This window comes from Hymenobacter fodinae, assembly GCF_004745825.1.
Lineage (GTDB): Bacteria > Bacteroidota > Bacteroidia > Cytophagales > Hymenobacteraceae > Hymenobacter > Hymenobacter fodinae.
In genome coordinates this window covers 1,046,929-1,067,880 of sequence record NZ_SRLA01000002.1, presented here as the reverse complement: position 1 = coordinate 1,067,880, position 20,952 = coordinate 1,046,929, and the positions used below count along the sequence as shown (strand labels likewise).

Genomic DNA, 20,952 nt, shown 5'->3' with positions numbered 1-20,952 from the left:
AGCCAAAATCCTAGAGTTTGCTTCCCTCTTGTTTCGTTGTGTTGGCGGCCCATTTCTGCTGCCACTTGGGGTATTCCCGCTGCAACAGTTTCTCGGGCCAGGTGCCGGCGTACAGGTAGCCTGCGCGGCGTTCATTTTCTATTTCGCTTAGGGCGTAATGCACTTTGCTGTCGCGCCCCACGTAAATGGGGCGGTTGGTTTCGAGCTCGTAGAACCGCGCCCACAGCGTGGCACCGGGCTCGGCCACTATCACCCGATCGCGGCCCGTGGGCTGGCTCGGGTCCTTAATTTCCTTCATAGCCAGATTCGGCATCTTCACCTTCTCAAACCAAGCCATGGCGCTGGTAATGGCCTTTTTCACTTCCGGCGAAGGATTCTCAACGCCCATCAAAAACTCCACGATGGCCGCCGACTCATCTCCACTCAGCGAAGCCAGTTCAAACGCCCGGGCTTTGGCCGGCTGCAGGGTCTTCTCATCGTATTGCGCGCACCACGCCGTGAGCTGGCCCTTCTGCACGTACTGCGTTTTCAGGATGCAGGAAATACCCCGCTCCACTGCCTCCTTGGCCTGGGGCACTAGTGCCGGGTCTACCGCGGCATAGTCGCCTTGCTGCGCCGCCACGGCCCGCAGCACCAGCAGCGCCCGAATCATGGCGTTGTCGTTGTAGGTAATCTGGTGGCGGTAGTTGCTGAAATCGGGGTAGAACTGCGGGAAACCACCGTTGGCATACTGCATTTTCAGCAAGTACCGGATGCCCCGCTCGGCGGCATCCTTGTAGGCCATCTTGTTGCTGGCTTTATAGGCCTTGAGCAGGTAAGCAATTTCACGGGTGGTAGCGTTGTTGTCGATGGTAGCATCCGTCCGACCAGCATCAGCTAGGGTGGCAGCGCGTGAGGCAGCGGAGAGCGGCTTGCTGTAGTCAACTTTCACCTCCTTCACGGCCTTAGGCCACCCGCCCACGCTGCGCTGGTAGACCAGCATCTTCTCGGCTACGCTATCTACCTGGTCGGTGCGCAGATTTGCCGCTGTGGGCAGCACCGAGTTAGTATTGTTAGGATTCGAGGGGGGCAGGGCTATCGTGGCTTTCTTACCCGACACTGGGTACCAACGGCCGCCATAGGTCCAGTCAGCAGTAATCTTCTTGGCTTTGGGTGCTCCCTCAGCCGTCTTCAGATTATCCTGGTGCCAGGCGTAGTCGCCGCCCTGGCGGTGACAGTTCTGGTAGTACACGCGGCGGCCCCACTGCTTAGCTCCGGGCCCCGAGGTGGCCCAGTAGATATCCGCATCGGCCATGTTCTGGGCAAACTTGCAATCGATGAGGTAGAACTGCGCTTCGCGGTGAAAACGACCGAGCTTGAAGTTGTCGTCGCCCTCGAAGGTGCAGTTCTTCAGCACCGTCTTTTCGTCCTTGTTGCCGGAGCCATCGTGCCAGATGGCAGCATTAGGGTTGTGGCAAATGAAGCGGCAGTTCTCGGCGTAAGCCCACCCGCGGGGGCAGTAGAAATCTACGCCGCCCTCCATGGTGCAGTCCTTGAAGTAGTACAGGCCAGCATCTACATCCCACGGGCTCACGGTGTCGCCCCCTAAGGCCCGGAAAGTGCAGTGCTTCACCGTCAGGCGAGTGGTACCCGGCATCGTGCGCAGAGCCATCTGGTGCCCGTTCTTGCCGATAGTCCGCTTACCGCTGGGGTCGGTGGCGCAGTCTACCGTCACGTCGCCTTTGGCATCAAAGCCATAGCTGTTGATAACGGTAAGGTTTTCCAGTGTAATGTCAGGCGAGTTACGCATGTTGAGCGTGGCCACGCCCCAGTCATCCTGGCCCGCTACCGGGTCGCAGCGCCACTCGTCGCGGGCCTGCGGGTAAGTCAGGACAACCCCCTTTTCGCTTTGTCCTTTGAAGATGATATTCTGCTTGCCATCCACGAACACCTTTTCGCGGTAGGTGCCATTTTTGATGTACACCGTGCGGGGCTTCGCGGCTTCGTTGGGGAGGCTGTTCAGGGCGGCCTGGATGGTCCGGAACTGCCCCGAACCATCCGCCGCCACCGTCACCTGTTGGGCACGGGCAGATTCTATTCCCATTTCCCCAACCCCCACCAACAGGAGCAGTAGTTTCACTATATGTTTCATAGCGCGCTGCACAGGCCTACACAAAGTCTTCCCGCATCGGGCTAAAAGAATCAAGCAATACGCCGGCCTCCTCACACACCACGCCGTGCCACACGTTAGAGGGGGCCTGAAAGCCTTCCCCGGCCCGCAGTACCCGCTCCTCCTCTCCTACCAGGCAGCGGAATACGCCGCTCTCCACGTAGGTAATCTGAGCGTGAACGTGGCGATGCGGCGCCCCCACGGCGCCCGACTCAAACGCCACCTTCACCAGCATCAGATCGGGCCCGTAGGCCAGTATGGTGCGGCGCACTCCCTCGCCTACTGTCTCCCACTGCTGGGTTTCGTTCGTGAGGAAATGTTGATCAGCGGAAGCGGCCATGTTGCAAGGATTGAAAGTGTAGTGCTGATTGAAGTGAAGTACCAAGAATTTCTCCTGGCACCCCTCATGTAGTCTCCTGTTAGTAACCGAAGTTCTGTACCAGAGCAGGGTCAGAAATAAGTGTGCTCTGCGGAATCGGGAGCAACTCTTTACCTTGACCAGGTACGTACTGGGCCGCTAGGCCACTCCCGATGCTGGGCGCCGTAGTAGTCCCGAGGGTGTAGCTGGTACCTGCCGGCTGGGTGTTAGCCACGTAAGCCGCATCAATAGCTTGGCGCCAGTTCACCCGCACAGTGCCAGCGGGGGCAGTGTTAGGTGTGGGGGAAGGACGGTAGAAGGAGCGCGTCCACTGTACTTCGCCGGCGGCCGGCGTTTTGTAGTACATGTACAGCGGCATCTTGTCGTAGGGTGCTTCGCCCTTAGCCATCTTCACGATGTTGGCTTTCACCTCGGCAATTTTGGTAGCGAATAGGTTCCAGCGGAGCAGGTCATACTTGCGGATACCTTCGCTGCCAAACTCCAAGTACCGCTCATTCACCAGCGCATTGAACATGGCCGCTTTTGAGTTTAGCGTGAGGCCAACCTGTGCTTTGGCGCGCGTGCCATACGCACGGGTACGCACTTCCAGAAAAGCATCCTGCGCCGCTTGCGTGGGGCCGTTCAGCTCATTCTCAGCTTCCGCAAACATCAGCAGCACGTCCGCGAAACGAATTACCGGCCAGTTGTAGCCCAAGTAATTGCCGGTGCCCGGAATGGCAGGGACGTGCCAATCACGACGGAACTTGCCGTCGGTTACGGAGTTGAGAGCTACACCCGCCCGGAAGTTGTTGGCGGGTATAGTGTAGGGCGCAATGGTTACGTCGCGCCGCGTATCCGTCGAGTCGAAGGCATAGAAGTAAGGCGGGGCAATTACTACCGCCCCTTGGGTAGAGCCATAGACGGTAGAGGCATTCAGACGCGGGCCGTTGTAGTATCCCAGCTTGCTGTCAGAAGCCGCCGTGGAGGCCGTAGCCCCCACCTGGAACATGATTTCGTTAGCCGACTCTGAGCGCTGCTCATTGATGCTCTTGAAGACCTCTAGGAAGCTTGAGTTCAGATTGTGCTCGTTCCGATTTGCCATCAGCTCCGCACATTCCTGACGGGCAATTCGGTAATAATCGAGGTAGTCGGCGGGACGCACCATTTGGTTGCCCTTCAGCGAATACCCACCCCGATACAACGCCATCCGAGCCCGCAAGGCCTTGATGGCACCTTTCGTGATTCGCTCATTGGAAGCGCCCGCTCTGGAACGCCACGGAACCAGCTTTTCAGCCTGAAGCAAATCGGCAATCAGCTTCGTGAGCGTTTCATTGCGGTCGGTATTGGGCAGGTTGAAGTCCTGGCCCGAAACGGAGGGAGAGTACTGGGTAGGCACGTCACCCCAGTTGCGAACCAACTCAAAGTAATACTGGGCGCGCAGCGTCAGGGCCTCACCGTGCAAGCGGTGCAGCGCGGCCGTATCCGCCGCGGAGCCGCTGGTGTAGAGTGCCATCTGCGGAATCTGCTGGATGCAGATGTTGGAGCGCTCTACGCCCTGGTACAACTGATTCCAGGGGTTGGTAATCTCGGTGTTAGTGGCAAGCATGCTGTAGCGCGCAATACTGCGGCGCTGCCCATCCGGCGCACCCGGCGAGCCTATCATCTCGTCGGAGTCATAGGGGAAATACATGCTCACCCGCTGACCGTACCCATTGTCGCCCGAAAGCGGGTCGTAGGCGCCAATAACGGCGGTAGTAGCGCCAGCTACCGTACTGAAGATATAGGAGGTGGTGTTGAGCGCAACTGGCTCTACTTCCAGATAATCTTTACAGGAAAAGGTTAGCCCAGCCGTGCCAGCCATGGCCAGCATAGCTAGCGTGGTCCGAAAGGAAACAGGGGATTTCATATAACTGAATGAAAATGCAGGTGGGAATTAGAGGGACAGGTTCAAGCCAAACAGGAACGCTCTGCTGCGCGGATAAGCTGCGTAATCAACCCCCGGAGTAAGGGGGCTGGAACGGCGCGTGTTCACCTCTGGGTCGAAGCCGCTGTACTTGGTGAAGGTGTACAGGTTGTTGAGCGTCACGTAGAAGCGCAGCGTCTGCACTTTAGCGCGAGTGGTCAGGGCCTTGGGCAGCGTGTAGCCCACGGTTACGTTGTTGATGCGCAGGAAAGAGCCGTCTTCAATAGCCCACGAGTGCAGGAAGTAGTTGGAGGTGGGGCGCCAGATTTTGGCGTTCTGGTTAACCTCCCGCAGCGTGTTCAGGTCCGTAATGCGGGTACCATCGGCGTTGGTAATGCGGTACCGGTCAGCCATGATACCGAGCACGTTGCTGAACACGGTATTCGCCGTATTAGAAGTAAACTCGATTTTGTTCGCGTTATAGATATCGTTGCCCAACACGAAGTTGAGAAACACGCTGGCATCGAAGTTTTTGTACGTGAACTGCTGATTTAGGCCACCCGTTACTTTCGGGTTAGCATTACCAATGACGGTCTGATCTTGGTCGTTGATTAGTCCATCACCGTTCAGGTCTTTCAGGCGCAGCAAGCCGGGCTGCGCGGCAATGTTATCAGGCGTACCCGCCCGCAACAGACCCGGCTTCAACGTCCAGGTGTTCGTGGCCGTGTTGTAGCCCTCGAAGTCATCGGCGGTATAGTAGCCGTCGGTCACGTAGCCGTACATCTGGCCTACGGGCTGGCCTACGCGGGCCACGAAGTCGGTGTTAAGTGCTGAGCCAGCCCAGCCCGATGCAATACCGGCAATTTCGCTGGTATTGGGGCCGAGGCTCTCAATCTTACCGCGGTTCAGGGCTGCGTTAGCGGTAGCCGTCCAGGTAAAGTTTTCGTTGGTGATTACAGTACCCGTCAGTTGCAGTTCCAGGCCCTTGTTCGAGGTTTTACCGATGTTCTGCAGTTGAGAGGTATATCCCAGGAAGGGCGGAATTGGGCGGTTAATCAACAGATCCGTGGTCGTGTTGTAATAGGCGTCGGCCGTGAACTGCACTCGGTTATCCCACAAAGCCAAGTCAACCCCCACGTTGCGTGAAGTGGTTACCTCCCATTTCAAATCGGGGTTTGGCAGCGTAGTAGCCGAAGCTCCCAACACAATGCTATGGTTCAGAGCGTAGGGAGCATTGCCCGGCTGGAACAACTGGTTGAACAGGAAGTCGTTGATGCGGTTGTTGCCGGCTTGCCCGTAGCTTAAGCGCAGCTTCAGATCAGATACGGCCGCTACGTCCTTCATGAATGCCTCGCGGGAAATACGCCAGGCCACCGAGGCGCCGGGGAAATATCCCCACTGGTTGCCCGGCCGGAACTTAGATGAGCCATCGGCCCGGAAGGTGCCGGTAAAGAGGTACTTATCGTCGTAAGAATACGTCAGGCGACCGAAGCCGGATAGCAAGCGGTAGTCAGATGGAATGCTGGTGCTAGGCAGTACCGGCTGCGACGTCTGGCCGGCAGGCAGCACCCCTTGATTGATATTGGCCAGCGCCCGTTCGGCGGTAATATCGAGGGGCAGGAAGTTGGTTTGGATGTACTGCTGCTTCGTCTGCTGCTGATAGATTTCTTCACCCAGCAATACCCCGAAGCTGTGTAGGCCAGTCTTGTGACTGAAGTCCAACACGTTCGAGTTGTTGAGCGTGTTCTGCGTGCTAGTGGTAATGGTAGCAAACGGCAAGTTCAGGTAGCCCCCCGCAGCCTGCCGGATGGTAGGAGAATACCGACCGTTAAAGGTGCTCAGATCAATATTCGTGATATCGAAACCGGCGGTAGTGCGAAACACTAGGCCCTTCGTAATGTCCAGAGCCGCGTTAGCACCAATGTTGAATGTGCGGCGCTTGTCGCGACGATATTCGTTGTTGATGGTAATAACTGGGTTCACCAAGCTAGAGGTGGTGAAGAAGTCATCGTCGAAGGTATTCGGGTCTAGCACCGCGCCCGTCGCGTTGGGCACTGACAGAGGCTGGTACTGAATAGTGTTGCGCAGACGGGAGGTAACGCTTGAGCCAGACGTGGAAGTACCAGCCCCATTGGTTGCTTGGTCATTGAAGCGCAAGTTCAGGCCAATGCGCAGGCGGTCCGTTGCCTTCGTGTCGAAGCGGAAGTTGACCAACTTCCGGTCGTAGTCAGAGCCCAGTTGAATGCCATCCTCCGTGTTCCGGGTTAGGCTCAGAGAGTACGTGGTGCCTTTCACGCCACCAGCAACCGACACGTTGTGTGTCTGCTGGAATGCTTCGCGCCCGAACACCTCATCCTGCCAGTCAATGAAGGGAGAATTACGAGCCCGGGTGAGGGTGTCGCCGTTGAAGTTATTACTACCAAACAGCGACTTAAACGTAGCCAGCGAGCCAGTGCCCGTGGCTCCTACTTGCTGGGCACGCTCAAACTGGTAATCCAGGTATTGACTTGGGTTCAGAACATCCAGCTTGTTGCTAATGCGGCGGAAACCGGCAAAGCCATTGTAGCTGATAACGGTTCTGCCCTCAATGCCCTTCTTGGTGGTAATGATTACTACACCGTTAGCACCGCGTGCCCCGTAGATAGCCGTTGCAGAAGCATCCTTCAGTACGTCAACCGAAGCAATATCCTGAGGCGCAATAACGGCCAGAGCATTTTCAATCTGAATGCCGTCGACGATGTATAGCGGGGAGTTATCCTGCGTGATGGAGCCCCCACCCCGTACCCGCACCCGTACATCCAAGTTGCCAGGCGTACCCTCCGAAGAAGTAAGCTGCACGCCAGCCAGGCGGCCCGTAAGAGCTTCGGCGGCCGAGTTAACCGGAATGTCCTTGATTTGCTGGGCACTTACCGAGGACACCGAGCCGGTTACGTCGCGGCGCTGCACGGCCTGATAACCGATAACGACTACGTCGTCGAGGGTTTTAGTATCTTCCTTCAGCGTAACCGTAATGTCGGTTTTGGTACCCACGGCCACTTCGTAGGGCAGAAAACCAATGTAGCTAAAGCGCAACGTCGCGTTGGCGGGAACGGCCAAGCTGAAACGACCATCGGCATCAGTGGAGGCACCGGCCGTTGTGCCTTGCACAACCACGGTTACGCCGGGCAGGGGCTCTCCTTTTTCCGACTTAACGATACCCTGGACGCGCTGTTGTTGCTGCTGGGCCCAGGCCGGTGCTACAGCACATGCCATGAGGGGAGTTAGCAACAGTAAATTTCTTTTCATGACAGTGGTGTGGGAATTGATGTGGGATAAGAGCTTCAGCACTTCGGTCAGATTATAGTATCCGCATGTGGGTGAGCGGCTCCTCACTTACTGTCCCGCGACGGAGTGAACGGTTCGGCGTTGGGATATTTCAAGAAGCAACCTGACTTTATTACCGAGGCTAACTGACTGCAACAGCTTTTTGGATTGTGGACTAGAGTATCAGTTGATTAAGTTTAGTCCTACCCCAATAGAATGGGAAGAATAACCCTGTATTTATTTCTGCAATCGATGTCGGGAACGTTCCCATTACTCACTTTTCTTTGATTGGAGCACATTTACCAACATCAATAGAAAGAAGCTAGTATTTTTTTGACCTCAGCACCAAGCGCCCTTAATCTTTGACCTAAATTGCATTTTACTAATCCTACAACCGTTGATAACTGCAAAACAGAAGCACATAATGGTTCATGTCTTGACTGGTCAGTCTACACACTTAAGTGGCAGCCTAGAGGCCTAGCATCGTAAGACCTGACTTGCCCTACAGAAATAAAAAAGGCCTTACTACGTAGCATAGTAAGGCCTTATTAGGTAATGCGCACTTATGCTTCAGTTGCTATTCAATGCGAAACCAATCGAAGTCCGCGGCACCGGCATCATTGGTTTGTGCGGCACGGGTGCAGAACAGGCCTAGCTTGGCGCCAATCCACTTTCCTTCGCGGGCGGTGAACACAGGACCAACGGGGCGGAACTGCTGCCCGTCGAGGCTGTAGCTGAATTGGCACTTAGCTTCCGGCTGCACATTTACACGCAGATATACGGGCTGCTTAGCCGGTATTTCTATCGGCGCCGAGCTGGTTTCCGGAGTGAGCTTATCGGCGTTTTGGCACGTCGTCTGGCCTAACATGAGCTTGCCGCCTTGGTTGGTCAGGGAGAGGTAAGCGTAATCCAGTCCCATCATGATCAGGCCCGTTTTCTCGCCCTCGAAGCGGGGGGTAAACGTGAGTTTGGTGGTGGCGGTGAACTTGTCGGCGGGCAGCTTCTGGAGCAGCAGGTTGGGCACTTGCCAGAAGTTCTTGAAGCCTTCGGGCAACGGTACCGAGTAGAGGCGCAGGAAGCCTTCGTTGCCGTTCAGGAAGGCCCACCCTACTTGGGGGTTGGCGTGCCACTGCCACTGCAGGCCTAGGGTGTTCGTGTTGAACTCATCAGAAGTTGGGGGCGTGGCAATGGGCTGAGGTTTGCCGGCGGGCTTGCGGTAGGTAAGCACGGGCTGGCCTTTGCCGTCGCCGTCGGGGTCTTCCCCGATGATAGGCCAGTCGTTCTTCCAGGTCATGGGCTGCAGGTGCACCACGCGGCCATAGGCGCCCTGATCTTGGAAGTGCAGAAACCAATGCTCCTTGCCGCCGGGAGTATCAACCCAGGCGCCTTGGTGCGGACCGTTCACGGGGGTTTTGCCCTGGTCTAGTACGATGCGGTCTTCGTAGGGACCGAATACGTTTTTGGAGCGCATTACTACCTGCCAGCCAGTGGGCACGCCGCCGCCGGGCGCGAAGATGTAGTAGTAGCCATTGTGCTTATAAAACTTGGGTCCTTCAATGGTCGGGTGCTTGTCGTGGCCATCAAACACCAGCACTTCATCGCCGAGCAGGCCTAGGCCATCGGGGCGCATACGGCTTACGGCCAGCACGCTCTTAAAGCCCGCCCGGGAGCCCGCGAAGCCGTGCACGATGTAAGCCTGGCCGTCTTCATCCCACAGCGGGCACGGGTCAATCCAGCCCTTGGCCTCCTTGATGCACACCGGTGCTGTCCACGGGCCGGCCGGGTTCTTAGCCGTCGTTACGAAGATCCCCAGGTCGGGGTCGGGGTAGAAGATGTAGAACAGCTTGTTGTGGTACCGGATGGCGGGAGCCCATACGCCGTTGCCGTGCTGCACTGTAGCGTAGCGCGCCGCCGGAGGCTGCTGAGTAAACACAGCCCCGATAATCGACCAGTTTACTAAGTCCTTGGAATGCAGAATCTGCAGGCCCGGCACAGCATTGAAGCTTGACGAGGTGAGGTAATAATCGTCGCCTACGCGCACTACATCAGGGTCAGAGTAATCGGCGTAGAGCACCGGGTTCTTGTACATGCCGTTGCCCAGGTCGGGTACCCACACTTTGGAAATGGCGGAAGTTTGCGCGGCTGTTTGGTGCAAGCCTAGGCCAGTCAGGGCAAGGGAGAAGAGCAGTGAAAAACGCGTCATAGGCGGTGGGAGGGTAACAGAAACGGTCATGTCGAGCTTGCCGAGACATCTCGCTCGGATCGTCGAACTAGTTTAGCAACAATAGCACGCGAGATGCCTCGGCAAGCTCGACATGACTGCTCTAAACTGGATGTCTTGAAAAGGTGGGGCTGTCGCAGCCGGCAGCTCAACGTGAGGTTCTTATTCCTGAGTGGGATTCCAGTTGCGGAAGACTTTTTCGAGGGTGTATTCCTGGGCTTGCTGATCGGTGAGCTGGCGCGACCAGGGCACGCGGCGGGCGGGCTGAAAGCCTTTGCCGCGGTTCTTATACTCGGCGTAGGAAGCGGTTTGCTTGTTGCTTTCCTTTTCCCAATGGTCCCAGCCTTCGGGCCTGATTTGCTCGCCCAAGTCGCACTGCAGGAACACAGTTTTGGCGTAGGGCCGCCAGGGTCGGCCCAGCACGAAGCTGCCGGCCGGAGCGTCGCCCGTGAGTTTGCAGTTGCGGAATACGTAGCCGTAGCGGGTGCTGTCGGGCGTGGAAGCGGCCGTAACGTAGCCCCCACCCTTCTTGCAGAAAATGGTACAGCCCTCAAACCACGCCGTGCTGGAGCCGAAGATAAAATCCACGGTGCCCTCAATGTAGCAATCCTGGTAGTACTGGCGGCTGCCGTAGCCGTAGGTGTAGAGCGTATCCTGAAACCCCAGGAAACGGCAGTTTTTGAAGCGCGCTTTGTCGCCGGCTACCCACACGGCCACGGCCTGGCCTACGGGCCCAGAGGAATTCTGGAAGGTGATGTTCTCAGCCGAGAAATCGGAGCCGTAGATGTAGATGCTCGACGAGCCGGAGGTGCCTTTGTCCTCCCCAAAGATGTTCTTCTTCTGGTTGTAATCGTCGTAGGTGAGAATGGTGTTGCGCAAGTCCTCCCCGATCAGCTTCACCAGGTTCTTGGAGCCGGCCAGAATGAGCTTTTCCTTGTAAGTGCCTTTCTTGATGTAGATGGTGGTGACTTTCTTGCGAAAATCAGGCACTGCGTTGAAGGCTTCCTGCACGGTGCGGTAGTTGCCACTGCCATCTTGGGCCACCACAAAATCGTAGGCCACTGCCTGGCTCATCACCAGCCAGCTCAGGCACAGGAATGCAATCAGTTTCTTCATGATTCTAAGGCTCTGTTTTCAGCAGTCATGCGCCAGTGTATAGCGGCCCTGTTTACCCAAGCAGCAGGCCGCTTTGCTCACACGGACAGTGGGAAGTTTTCTGGCCATGCCGAGCGCAACCGAAGTATTTCTGCCACTTTGTTACACGGTTGTAGAGACGAGAACTATTGCGTCTCTACAACCGTGTAACATCAGCACGTCAAATGCTTTGACTGAGCTGAACCTGGCAGGCTTTAAGCGGGCTGTCTACTCTTCGCCAGTCTTAGCTTAGGTCGTGGATGCTCACGGCGTCCATGTCAGTGTACTCCAGGTTTTCGCCGGCCATTCCCCAGATGAAAGTGTAGTTGCTGGTACCGCAACCGGTATGGATGGACCACGGCGGCGAGAGAATAGCTTGCTCGTTGCTGACCCACAGCGGCCGCGTTTCCTGGGGCTCCCCCATCAGGTGCAGCACGCGCTGATTTTCGGGCAGGTTGAAGTACAGGTAGGCCTCCATGCGACGGTCGTGCACGTGCGAGGGCATGGTGTTCCACACGCTGCCGGGCTTGAGCTTGGTCAGGCCCATTACCAGCTGGCAGCTCTGAATGCCTTGCAGGTAGATGTACTTGTAAATGGTGCGCTCATTGGCCGTTTCCATGGCACCCATTTCCACGGGCGTCGATTCGGCCTGGGTCATGCGGGTGGTGGGATACACGGCGTGGGCGGGGGCCGAGAGTAGGTAGAACTTGGCCGGCCGCACCGCGTCGGCGCTGGCAAATACCACTTCCTGCACGCCCTTACCCACGTAGAGGCAATCCTGCTCGCCCAGTTCATGCACCTGACCATCTACGGTAACGGTGCCCGGCTGCCCGATATTCAGGATGCCCAGTTCCCGACGCTCCAGGAAAAACTGCGCCTTCAGGTTCTCGGGGCACGGCAGCGGCAACGGCGACGTGGTGGGCGTGGCTCCACCCACAATCATGCGGTCGTAGTGCGTGTACACCAGCTCTACACTGCCGGCCACAAACAGGCTCTCAATCAAGAAATTGTTACGCAGCTCCTTGGTGTTCAGGCCGGCCGTCTCGCGCGGCCCAATGGCATATCGTTGGGTCATGGGAAGTGAAATTGTGAGTTTGTGAAGAGTGAAGTTGTGAAGTGCAGAGGTAGTGGCCTAGGGAGATTGATCTGTACTGGCCTAGACGGCGAAAGTAGCGCAAGCCGCACCAACAAGATGGCCAGCTCACCATTCCACTACTTCACAACTTCACCTTTGATTAGCGTCCCATCCAGCCGCCATCGACGGTGAGGATGGTGCCGTGCACATAGTCGGCGGCCAAGGAAGCCAGGAACACGGTGGGGCCTTTGAAGTCGTCGGGGGTGCCCCAGCGGCCGGCCGGAATGCGGCCCAAAATGCTGGCGGAGCGGTCGGGGTCGTTGCGCAGGGCCTCGGTGTTGTCGGTGGCAATGTAGCCGGGCGCAATAGCGTTTACGTTCACGCCCCGGCCGGCCCACTCGTTAGCCAGCGCTTTCACTAAGCTGCCAATGGCGCCTTTGCTGGCCGCGTAGCCAGGCACGTTGATACCGCCCTGGAACGTGAGCAGCGAGGCCGTGAAGATGATTTTACCCGAGCCCTGCTGCAACATCCGGCCGCCAATGGTGCGGGCAATGCGGAAGGGTGAATCGAGGTTAATAGCCAGCACTTCGTCCCAGAGGTCGTCAGAGTGCTCAGCGGCGGGGGCGCGCTTGATGGTGCCGGCGTTGTTAATCAGGATATCAATGCGCGGAAAATCCTGCTGCACCTGGCCTAGGAACGCATCTACGGCGGGGCGCTGACTGAAATCGGCCTGGTAGGCGTAGAACTGCCGGCCCAGGGCCCGCACTTGCTGCTCCGTTTCACTGCCGCTAAGGGCTAGGGTTGCGGAAACGCCAATGATGTCAGCGCCAGCTTCGGCGAGGCCTAAGGCCATTGCTTGCCCAATGCCACGGTTGCAGCCCGTCACAAGAGCTAGTTTTCCTGTCAGATCAAACCCAAGGGTATTCGCCATAGTGGTGCAAGAAGTTTGTAAACTTTTCGGGGAAGACGAATGTACGGTTAGAACCACACTCGGCTTCTAGGCCTGTTAAGGTTACAAGTTGCAGTTGCTGAATGGAAGCCAAGTCGGTTTTTTATTCCCGCAATCGTTATCGGGAACGTTGCCAATCTTTTCACTGGGGGGTACCTCGGGGTAATTTGAGCTAAAAGTGCTCAGCTCTTTCTATTTTGAGCCCTCATTCATTCTGGTATCTGCTTTTGCAGTTCTTGCATTTACCTAAGCCGCCGCTCCTCTCCTTCCTTCCCCACCTTACCCCGTCTCCATCGTGGAAACTTTCACCATCAAAGACATTGCCCGCGAACTGAATCTTTCCACTTCCACGGTATCGCGCGCATTGCGGGGCAGCTATGAAATCAACCCCGAAACCAAGCGACTGGTAATGGAGTGCGCTGAGCGCCTCAACTACCGCCCCAACCCTATTGCCCTGAGTCTGAAAGGCAGCGCGAGCCGCGCCATTGGCGTTATCGTGCCTCAAATTGCCAACTACTTTTTCTCCCAAGCCATCAACGGCATTGAGGCTATTGCCTACAACCGCGGTTACCACGTTATCATCTTCCAGAGCCAGGAGTCGTATGAGCGGGAAATGGCGAACGTGCAGCAGTCTATGTCGCGCAAGGTAGATGGCCTGCTGATTTCGCTGTCCAGTGAAACGTCTGACGTGGCGCACCTGCAAGATGTGCAGGACAAAGGGGTGCCCATCGTGCTCTTCGACCGAGTATCGTCGCAGCTGAACGTGACCAAGGTGGTGGCCGACAATTTCGGCGGCGCTTTTGCCGCTACCGAGCACCTGATTCAATCGGGACGCCGCCGCATTGCCCACCTCACTATTCAGCCCTGGCTGAGCATTACGCAGGAGCGGCTGGCTGGCTACCGCGCCGCCCTGGAAAAGTATGGCCTAGAGTTCGATGAGAACCTGATTCGGTACGGCACCTTCGGCCCCGATGAAGTAGGCCCCATGGTGCAGGAGCTGATGCGCCTCGACTCGCCCCCCGATGCCTTCTTTACTGCCTCCGACCGGCTCGCCATCGGGTGCCTCACGGCCCTGCGCCAGCAGCACCTCGCCATCCCCGACGATGTTTCCATCATCGGTTTCACCAACCTGAACGTGGCCGACCTAATGGCGCCTTCGCTGAGCACGGTAGTGCAGCCCGCCCAGGAAATCGGGCAAGTAGCCGCCGAGCGTCTCATCGACCAGATTGAGCGTAAACACCGCGCTCTACCCATCGAAACCGTTAAGATTCCGACAGAGCTTATTCCCCGGGATTCCACGCGCCTGACCTCAGATTCAGCGGGCCTCAGCGGCACCTATGCTGCGAAAAAGCCTGCGTCGGTCTAGGCCACTGGCTGTTATCATAACCCGAAAGCAAAACGGTCAGCCCACGTGGGCTGACCGTTTTGCTTTCGGGTTTTCTTAAAAGTTGTCCGCGCGACTGTACAACTACTTGCGACCTGACTGTTGCAGCAGCCAAGTGGCGAGGTCCTTCCCTGCCAGGAAGTTTTCGTACTCAGCCGGAATTTTCCGGCCGTCGACGTACTCGTTGTACAGCCACGGGTCACCCACCGCGAAAACGGTGCCTTTGCCCACTTTGGCGGTTGCCATAATCACGTTGCCGCCCTGGCTGATGAGCGGCGTGGCAGGCGCCTTCACTTCAATGGGAGCCAGTTCTTTGATGTAGGCTTTGCGGGCATTCTTGAACACGGCATTACCGGCCGGCAGCGCTACTTGGCCCTGCTCAAACTGGTTGCCTTTCACCATGTTCAGGTTCACGTCGCGGAACTTCATCCCGAAGGCCTGAGCCAGGGTGTTAAAGCGCGGAATCTCGCAGTTGCTGGTGTCGTTGGCCATGAGCACCAAGGTACCGCCGGCTTTCACCCATGCCGTGAGGGCCTGCACGTCGGCGGGCTTCACGAAGTTGGGGTTGGGCGTTTCCTTCTTGGTGTCGGGGTCGACGATGATGTACACATCTACCCCCTTCAGCGAGGCCGCGGTGGGGGCAGTGGGAATGGATACCGTGTTAGCACCCAGCTCCCGGAACTGATTGCCCCAGAAGTAGAAACCCGAGTGCATACGGTCTTCCCAGGTGTAGTGAAAGGGCTCAGGCTGGCCGGTGATGTTGCTCTTGCGGCTCTCGTGGTTGAAGTAGGTATCTACACCCACTGTCTTGCCCTTGCCTAGGCCACTCTCAGCGGCAATTTCCATTTCCACGCTGGCCAGAATGAAGGGGCCCACGCCTTTCAAATCATTCTTGCGCAGGGGCTCCGAGAGGTAGTACTCAAAGCTACCGTCGCGGTAGGGGTTGCCGCCTAGGCCACCCACGCTCACCGTGCCGTTGAACGCCAGCGCATCACCCGATTCAGTAGCCACAAATTGCTTCAACAGACCATTGTAGCCTTTCTTGGCGGCCTGGGCATATTTCTGATCGAGGTAACCCATGCGCACACCTTTCTGCAGGAAATACACAAACATGCTACTACCCGAAGCCTCGGCGTAGTTGCCCTTGCGGGAAGCTTGGTCTACCACCAACGACCACGTGCCAGTCTTGGCATCCTGGTACTTGGTGAGCACCGGCGCCAAGCGCTGCACGTCCTTGATGAGTTGGGCGCGCTGCGGATGATCTTTGGGGAAGTAATCCAGCACATCTACCAGCGCCATGGCGTACCAGCCCATGCCCCGGTCCCAGAAGTTCGGCGACTGGCCCGTGGTTTTGTTGGCCCACTTCTGCTCCTTGCTCTCATCGTACCCGTGGTATAGTAGGCCAGTCTTGGAGTCCACGAGGTTCTTCTCAATGAGAGCAAACTGCTTGGCTACGTCATCGAAGCCGGCGGGCTGCTGGAATACGTTGCTGTATTCAGCATAGAAGGGCTCCGCCATGTACAAGCCATCGAGCCACATTTGGTTGGGATACACCTTCTTGTGCCAGAAACCGCCGGCCTTGGTACGTGGCTGCCCCTCCAGTTGCTTCCGTAGCAGCTGCGCGGCCTTCTGGTACTTCTCTTGGTTCGGTACCGACATTTGGCTGAGCAGCAGCAAGGCGTGGCCGGTGGTCAGGTTGTCGAGGTTGTAGTCTTCCAGCTTATAGGTCCGGATGGAGCCATCGGGCTGCACAAACTGGTCGAGGTCTTTCTGGATGTAGGTGAAGTAGCGCGCATCACCAGTGCGCTGCCACACGCGCTCAAGAGCCTTCAGCATCAGGCCCTGCTCGTAGTCCCAGCGGGCAGTTTTGCGGTTACCAATGACAATAGAATCCGGATGCCACTTGATAAAGGCATCCGTCATGCGCTGCGACATAGGCCTAGCAGCCGGCGCAGGTTGCGCCTGCGCGGCCAAGCCCGAAATCAACAGTCCGGAAAGAAAGAAACAACGGAGAGACATGGGAGGGTTAAGCTAAAGCTAGAATACTAGTTCCCCTCCTCAACTGAGGAGGGGTTAGGGGTGGTTGACTGGCCTAGAACAGAATTATTATGCAATGGCGAGGCATAGATTAGACAGTCAAAAATGATGAAAGGCTAGTTTATCGACTTTTTTACTTGGAGCTGCTTATCAATTTCCTTTGCATCCTCAACACAACGCGAAATAGGTTGCTCTAAATCTGATCCGTTTTTCTCTACAGCAGGTCCATACTCTGAGGTATGGAGCACGTGGTAGAAATTGTTGGACAGTTCATTGTAAGTTAACGTCCAGCCAGTTGGAACGCCGGGAAAGTCTTCCGCAGGATGAGTATAAGGCAGCTTGCTCATAATGCAGACTAAGAACAGATTAGCGCTTAGAAACCGTTACCACCTTCTTCGACACCTTCTGACCAATTTCCACGTCTTTCTTCGCGGCTTTGGTGTCGGTGTTGCGCAGGGTTACAGCTTTGCTCCGGTCGCCGGTTACGCGCAGGAGCAGCTCGGCCCCAGAAGCGTAGCGCAGGTTGTCGAAGCTGATGTTGCGGCTGTTCTGCACTTCCAGTATGGGTTTGGTTTCTTTGGAGAGCAAGGTCACGTTTTTGAGGCGAATACCGTCGGCCTCCTGGCACACCATGCCTTTGTTGCACTCTAGTACCGTGTTTTCGATATCCACGTCTTTGATGCTCATCTCGGGCAAGCCACGCACTAGAATGCCGGTGTTGGCACCTTTGCAGGTTACGTTCTTGATGCGAAAGCTCTTGAACTGAGGCGTGCCTTCGCCCAACGGCTCGGCCTTGATTTCCGGGATGCCATAGGCCTCTCCGTTTACCTGCACGGGGTCTTTGGCGGCGTAGTACATGTCAAACAGGATGGCTTCGCCGGCAATGTCGGTCATATCCACGCCATCCACGAAGATGTTTTCCACTACGCCACCGCGGCCGCGTGCCGTCTTGAAGCGCAAGCCTACGTCGGTGCCCATAAAGGTGCAGTTGCTTACGTAGAGGTTGCGCGCACCACCCGACATTTCCGAGCCAATCACAAAGCCGCCGTGGGCGTGGTACACCTTGGTGTCGCGGATGATGAAGTTCTCGGTGGGCACGCCGCGCTTGCGCCCTTCCTCATCGCGGCCCGATTTTATGCAGATACCGTCGTCGCCCACGTCAAACGTGCAGCCTTCTACTAGCCCATTGCGGCACGATTCCAGGTCCAGTGCATCGGTGTTCTGACCGTACCAAGGATTGCGGGCCGTTACGTTGCGCAGGGTGATGTTGTCGCAAAGCAGCGGGTGAATGGTCCAGGCGGGGGAATTCTGAATGGTGAAGCCTTCGAGCAGGATTTGCTTGCAGCGCTGCAGACTGAGCATGTTGGGCCGCAGGAAATCCTTGAACTCGGCGTACTTGCTATAGTCGGGCTGCGAGCCGACCGGAATGGTCCAGGGCTTGTTGAGCGTAGAGCCCTTTAGGGAGCCCGCCGACGGATACCAAGTAGTACCTTTCTCGTCCACTACCCCACCCGATTTTACTAGGCGCTGCCACTGGCCCGCGTTCAGCTTTTCCTTTTTCACCATGCGCCACGCATCGCCAGCACCGTCAAACGTGCCTTCGCCGGTAATAGCAATGTTCTCCAGATCGTAGCCTGAAATGGGCGACTGGTTGCGGACAGCATCCTCGCCTTCCCAGTTGGTTTTGATCAGCTGATAATCGGAGAGCTTGTTGCTGAATTGCACCAGGGCACCTTTAGCTACGTGAAGGTTCACGTTGCTCTTTAGTTGGATGGAGCCTGTAAGCCACAAGCCTCGTGGCACTAACACCACACCACCCTGCTTGCTGCATTCGTCAATGGCCTTGCGGAACGCCTCGGTGTTGAGCGTCTGCCCATCGGCCACGGCGCCATACTTCGTGATGTTAAAAGTGTCCTTCCGGAAGGTGGGCTGTAGCACCACCGGCAGGTCGTAGGTGTACTTGCCGTTGAAGGCCAGCGGCTGCAGGTGCGAGGCAATACCCAGGTTGAGCTTCTTTACATCTTGCGCAACAAGCTGAGCTACGCGCTCAGCGCCGTAGGCCGAGAAGTGAGTGTTATCGAGCTTGGTGTTGTTGGCGCCGTTCTGGTAGCTCCAGAAGAGGGGCTTGGTGCCCGCGTCGCCGAGCTGACTGTACATGGCCCAGCTGGTTTCGTGCAGGTCAATCATCGGCACTTTTTGGGCTTTGGCCACTTCCTTCACCACGCCGGGGTAGTCGCCGTGGTCGTCTTTGCGCTTGCCTTGGTCGTCGAAGTAGCGGCGGCCAACGGGCGTGATGAGTACGGGGTTGGCACCTTTGGCGCGGGCCTCCTGCACGTAGCGGGTCAGATTTTGGCGGTAGGCGGTTTTTGGCGCGGCGTAGCGGGCGGTGTCCTCCCGCTTCGAATCGTTGTGGCCGAACTGAATGAATACCCAGTCGCCGGGTTTCACTTGCTCTAGTACCTTGGCCCAGCGGCCCTCGTGGCGGAAGTTGCGGGTGCTGCGGCCGTTCATGGCGTGGTTCTGCACCTTCACGCCCGCATCGAAATACTGCTGGAAATACATACCCCAGCCGCGCTCGGCCTTGTCCAACGGTTTGTCGGACATGGTAGAGTCGCCGACCAGGAAAATCTGAACTTTCTTGTCTTCGGCGGGCCGGAAAGCCCACAGAAGCAGGGCAAAAAACAGGAATGCGAATTGTTTCATAGAAAGGGAAAAAGCCTCCCTAGGCCACTAACCGGGGTGGCCTAGGGAGGGTACGAAGGATTATCTGTAGCCCTGGTTCTGGGTGAATTCGCTTTTGTTGCTCACGGCATCCAGTTGGCGCTGTGGGATGGGCCGTACCAGGTGGTAGTCCTGAATGCTGACAGCCGCGTCGGGGTTGTACTTCTTCACCCGCTCTATCAGCTTGCCGGTGCGCTTCAGGTCAAACCACCGGAGCTGCTCGCCGCCTAGCTCCCGGCCGCGCTCATCCAGAATGAAATCCAGGGTCACGTCGGTAGGCTTGATGAGCATGTCGGCTTCTTTGCCCGGAATTGCGGCCCGGCGGCGCACCACGTTAATCAGGTCGGCGGCTTTAGTTGAGTTACCGGCCTTAAACTCGGCTTCGGCGGCCATCAAGTACACATCCGCCAAGCGAATCACGTAGGCGTCGCGGGCGCTTTGCTCCTCAGCAATAGTAGGCCTAGTGGGGTCCATGAATTTCTTCATGGTCATGTAGTGGATCCGGTCGCCGCTAATGGTGCCGTCGGGCCGGTACACGGCGCTCTGGTCCCAGATGCGGTACTTCTTCTGGGCCTTGGTGGTAGTCGGAATGATGTACTTGCTGGCTACCACGGCCGTATCGCCCACGGCAATGCCGGTTACTGCTCGGTTGGCCAGCCACACCGTTTGGAAAGTAGCGGCGTAGCGCGAGTCGATCTTCTCATTGAACAGGTTCAGGTAGAAGAGCGAAGGCATGAAGCGGTTGAACGGCCGGCCGTACGGAATATCACGGATTACGCCGGGCTGGTCGTCGTATTTCATCAGGAAGAGCAGGTGCCCATTGTTGCCGCCCCGGGGGTGGCCGTCGGGGTACAGCGTGGCATCTACCCTATCGTTCAGGCTCAGGTCCTTGGAGTAGTTCACGGCCCACAGAATCTCCTTATTCTCCAGGTTGCTCATCGACCACAAATCAGCAAAGCGAGGCTGCAGAGCGTAGCCGTAGCTGCTGATTACCTTCTGGGCCAGGTCGGCGGCTTGGCGGTTTTGGCCGCGGGTCAGGTACATTTTCGCCAGGAAGGCCTCGGCGGCCGGCTTGGTCACGCGGCCGTAGTCGGTAGTGGTGGTGGGCAGGTTGGCCACCGCCACGTTCAGGTCGTCGAAAATCTGCTTGTAGAAGGTTTCAACTGGGGTTTTGTTGGCGGTGTTCTGTACGGCCGTAGCTTCCTCGGTGGTGAAGTGCACGCCGCCCCAAGTTTCTACAATCTCCCAGTAATAGAAGGCGCGCAGGAAGCGCAGCTCTCCTTCGCGGGTTTTCTTCAGGGCGTCCGTCATGCCCGACTGGCCTACGCGGCCGATGCCAGCGTTGCACACGTTCACGGCGGCGTAGAGGCGGTTCCAGAGGTCGGTGAGGGCGGCGGAGCTGCCCTGCAGGGTGGTGTACTCGGTGAGGTCGGGGTTTACGTCGCCGGCGCCGCGCTGCCAGAGGTCGGTGCCCATTTCCGAGATGCTGTAGCCATTTTCCTTGCCGTACCACCAGCGGTTGTAGGAGTAGGCGGCGTTAACCAGGGTTTCAAAGCCGGCGGGCGTGCTGTACACGGCTTCGGCGGTCAGGCCCGAGGGGTTGTATTCTTCCAGCTGCTTGTCGCAGGCGGGCAGCGTAAGCGAAAGCGCGCTAGCGGTAAAGAGCAGTTTGAGCGTATGTTGAGTGGAGATTTTCATCTTTCTATCGGTGCAGCGTT

13 protein-coding genes are annotated in these 20,952 nt (G+C 57.2%); 1 reads left to right on the top strand and 12 read right to left on the bottom strand.

Annotated elements, in window-relative coordinates; genetic code table 11:
* Positions 1–10 precede the first annotated feature (10 nt).
* The 8 genes from pelA to EU556_RS11785 all read right to left on the bottom strand — a co-directional run bounded on the left by pelA (position 11) and on the right by EU556_RS11785 (position 13,074).
* A complete protein-coding gene (gene pelA / locus EU556_RS26485; RefSeq protein ID WP_245327590.1) occupies positions 11–2,131 on the bottom strand; it encodes a pectate lyase in 2,121 nt (706 codons plus the stop codon).
* Positions 2,132–2,147: 16 nt separating this feature from the next.
* Positions 2,148–2,489, bottom strand: coding sequence for a cupin domain-containing protein (locus EU556_RS11815; protein ID WP_135434307.1), 342 nt, complete (start codon positions 2,487–2,489; stop codon positions 2,148–2,150).
* A gap of 79 nt (positions 2,490–2,568) precedes the next feature.
* Entirely contained in the window at positions 2,569–4,413 is a 1,845-nt protein-coding gene (locus EU556_RS11810; RefSeq protein ID WP_135434306.1) for a RagB/SusD family nutrient uptake outer membrane protein, read from the bottom strand.
* A gap of 27 nt (positions 4,414–4,440) precedes the next feature.
* On the bottom strand, positions 4,441–7,695 hold the full coding sequence (locus EU556_RS11805) for a SusC/RagA family TonB-linked outer membrane protein (RefSeq protein WP_135434305.1): 3,255 nt from the start codon (positions 7,693–7,695) through the stop codon (positions 4,441–4,443).
* 595 nt (positions 7,696–8,290) lie between these two features.
* Positions 8,291–9,916 (bottom strand): glycoside hydrolase family 43 protein, encoded by a 1,626-nt coding sequence (locus tag EU556_RS11800; RefSeq protein WP_135434304.1) that lies wholly within the window; start codon positions 9,914–9,916, stop codon positions 8,291–8,293.
* A gap of 180 nt (positions 9,917–10,096) precedes the next feature.
* On the bottom strand, positions 10,097–11,050 hold the full coding sequence (locus EU556_RS11795; protein WP_135434303.1) for a pectinesterase family protein: 954 nt from the start codon (positions 11,048–11,050) through the stop codon (positions 10,097–10,099).
* Between the two features lie 262 nt (positions 11,051–11,312).
* Entirely contained in the window at positions 11,313–12,143 is an 831-nt protein-coding gene (gene kduI / locus EU556_RS11790; RefSeq protein ID WP_135434302.1) for a 5-dehydro-4-deoxy-D-glucuronate isomerase, read from the bottom strand.
* A gap of 160 nt (positions 12,144–12,303) precedes the next feature.
* A complete protein-coding gene (locus EU556_RS11785; RefSeq protein WP_135434301.1) occupies positions 12,304–13,074 on the bottom strand; it encodes an SDR family oxidoreductase in 771 nt (256 codons plus the stop codon).
* A 313-nt stretch (positions 13,075–13,387) separates the two neighbouring features.
* Here EU556_RS11785 and EU556_RS11780 point away from each other — a divergent pair, with 313 nt between their 5' ends.
* Positions 13,388–14,458: a LacI family DNA-binding transcriptional regulator gene (locus EU556_RS11780; protein ID WP_135434300.1), complete on the top strand. Its 1,071-nt coding sequence runs from the start codon at positions 13,388–13,390 to the stop codon at positions 14,456–14,458.
* A gap of 102 nt (positions 14,459–14,560) precedes the next feature.
* Here the strand turns inward: EU556_RS11780 and EU556_RS11775 are convergent, their stop codons facing one another.
* From EU556_RS11775 to EU556_RS11760, 4 genes are all read right to left on the bottom strand, one after another.
* Positions 14,561–16,495: a DUF4350 domain-containing protein gene (locus EU556_RS11775; RefSeq protein WP_135434299.1), complete on the bottom strand. Its 1,935-nt coding sequence runs from the start codon at positions 16,493–16,495 to the stop codon at positions 14,561–14,563.
* Positions 16,496–16,629: 134 nt separating this feature from the next.
* Positions 16,630–16,860, bottom strand: a complete 231-nt coding sequence (locus EU556_RS11770; RefSeq protein WP_135434298.1) for a hypothetical protein — start codon at positions 16,858–16,860, stop codon at positions 16,630–16,632.
* 19 nt (positions 16,861–16,879) lie between these two features.
* A complete protein-coding gene (locus EU556_RS11765; RefSeq protein WP_135434297.1) occupies positions 16,880–19,216 on the bottom strand; it encodes a glycosyl hydrolase family 28 protein in 2,337 nt (778 codons plus the stop codon).
* A gap of 60 nt (positions 19,217–19,276) precedes the next feature.
* Positions 19,277–20,932: a RagB/SusD family nutrient uptake outer membrane protein gene (locus tag EU556_RS11760; RefSeq protein ID WP_135434296.1), complete on the bottom strand. Its 1,656-nt coding sequence runs from the start codon at positions 20,930–20,932 to the stop codon at positions 19,277–19,279.
* Positions 20,933–20,952 lie beyond the last annotated feature (20 nt).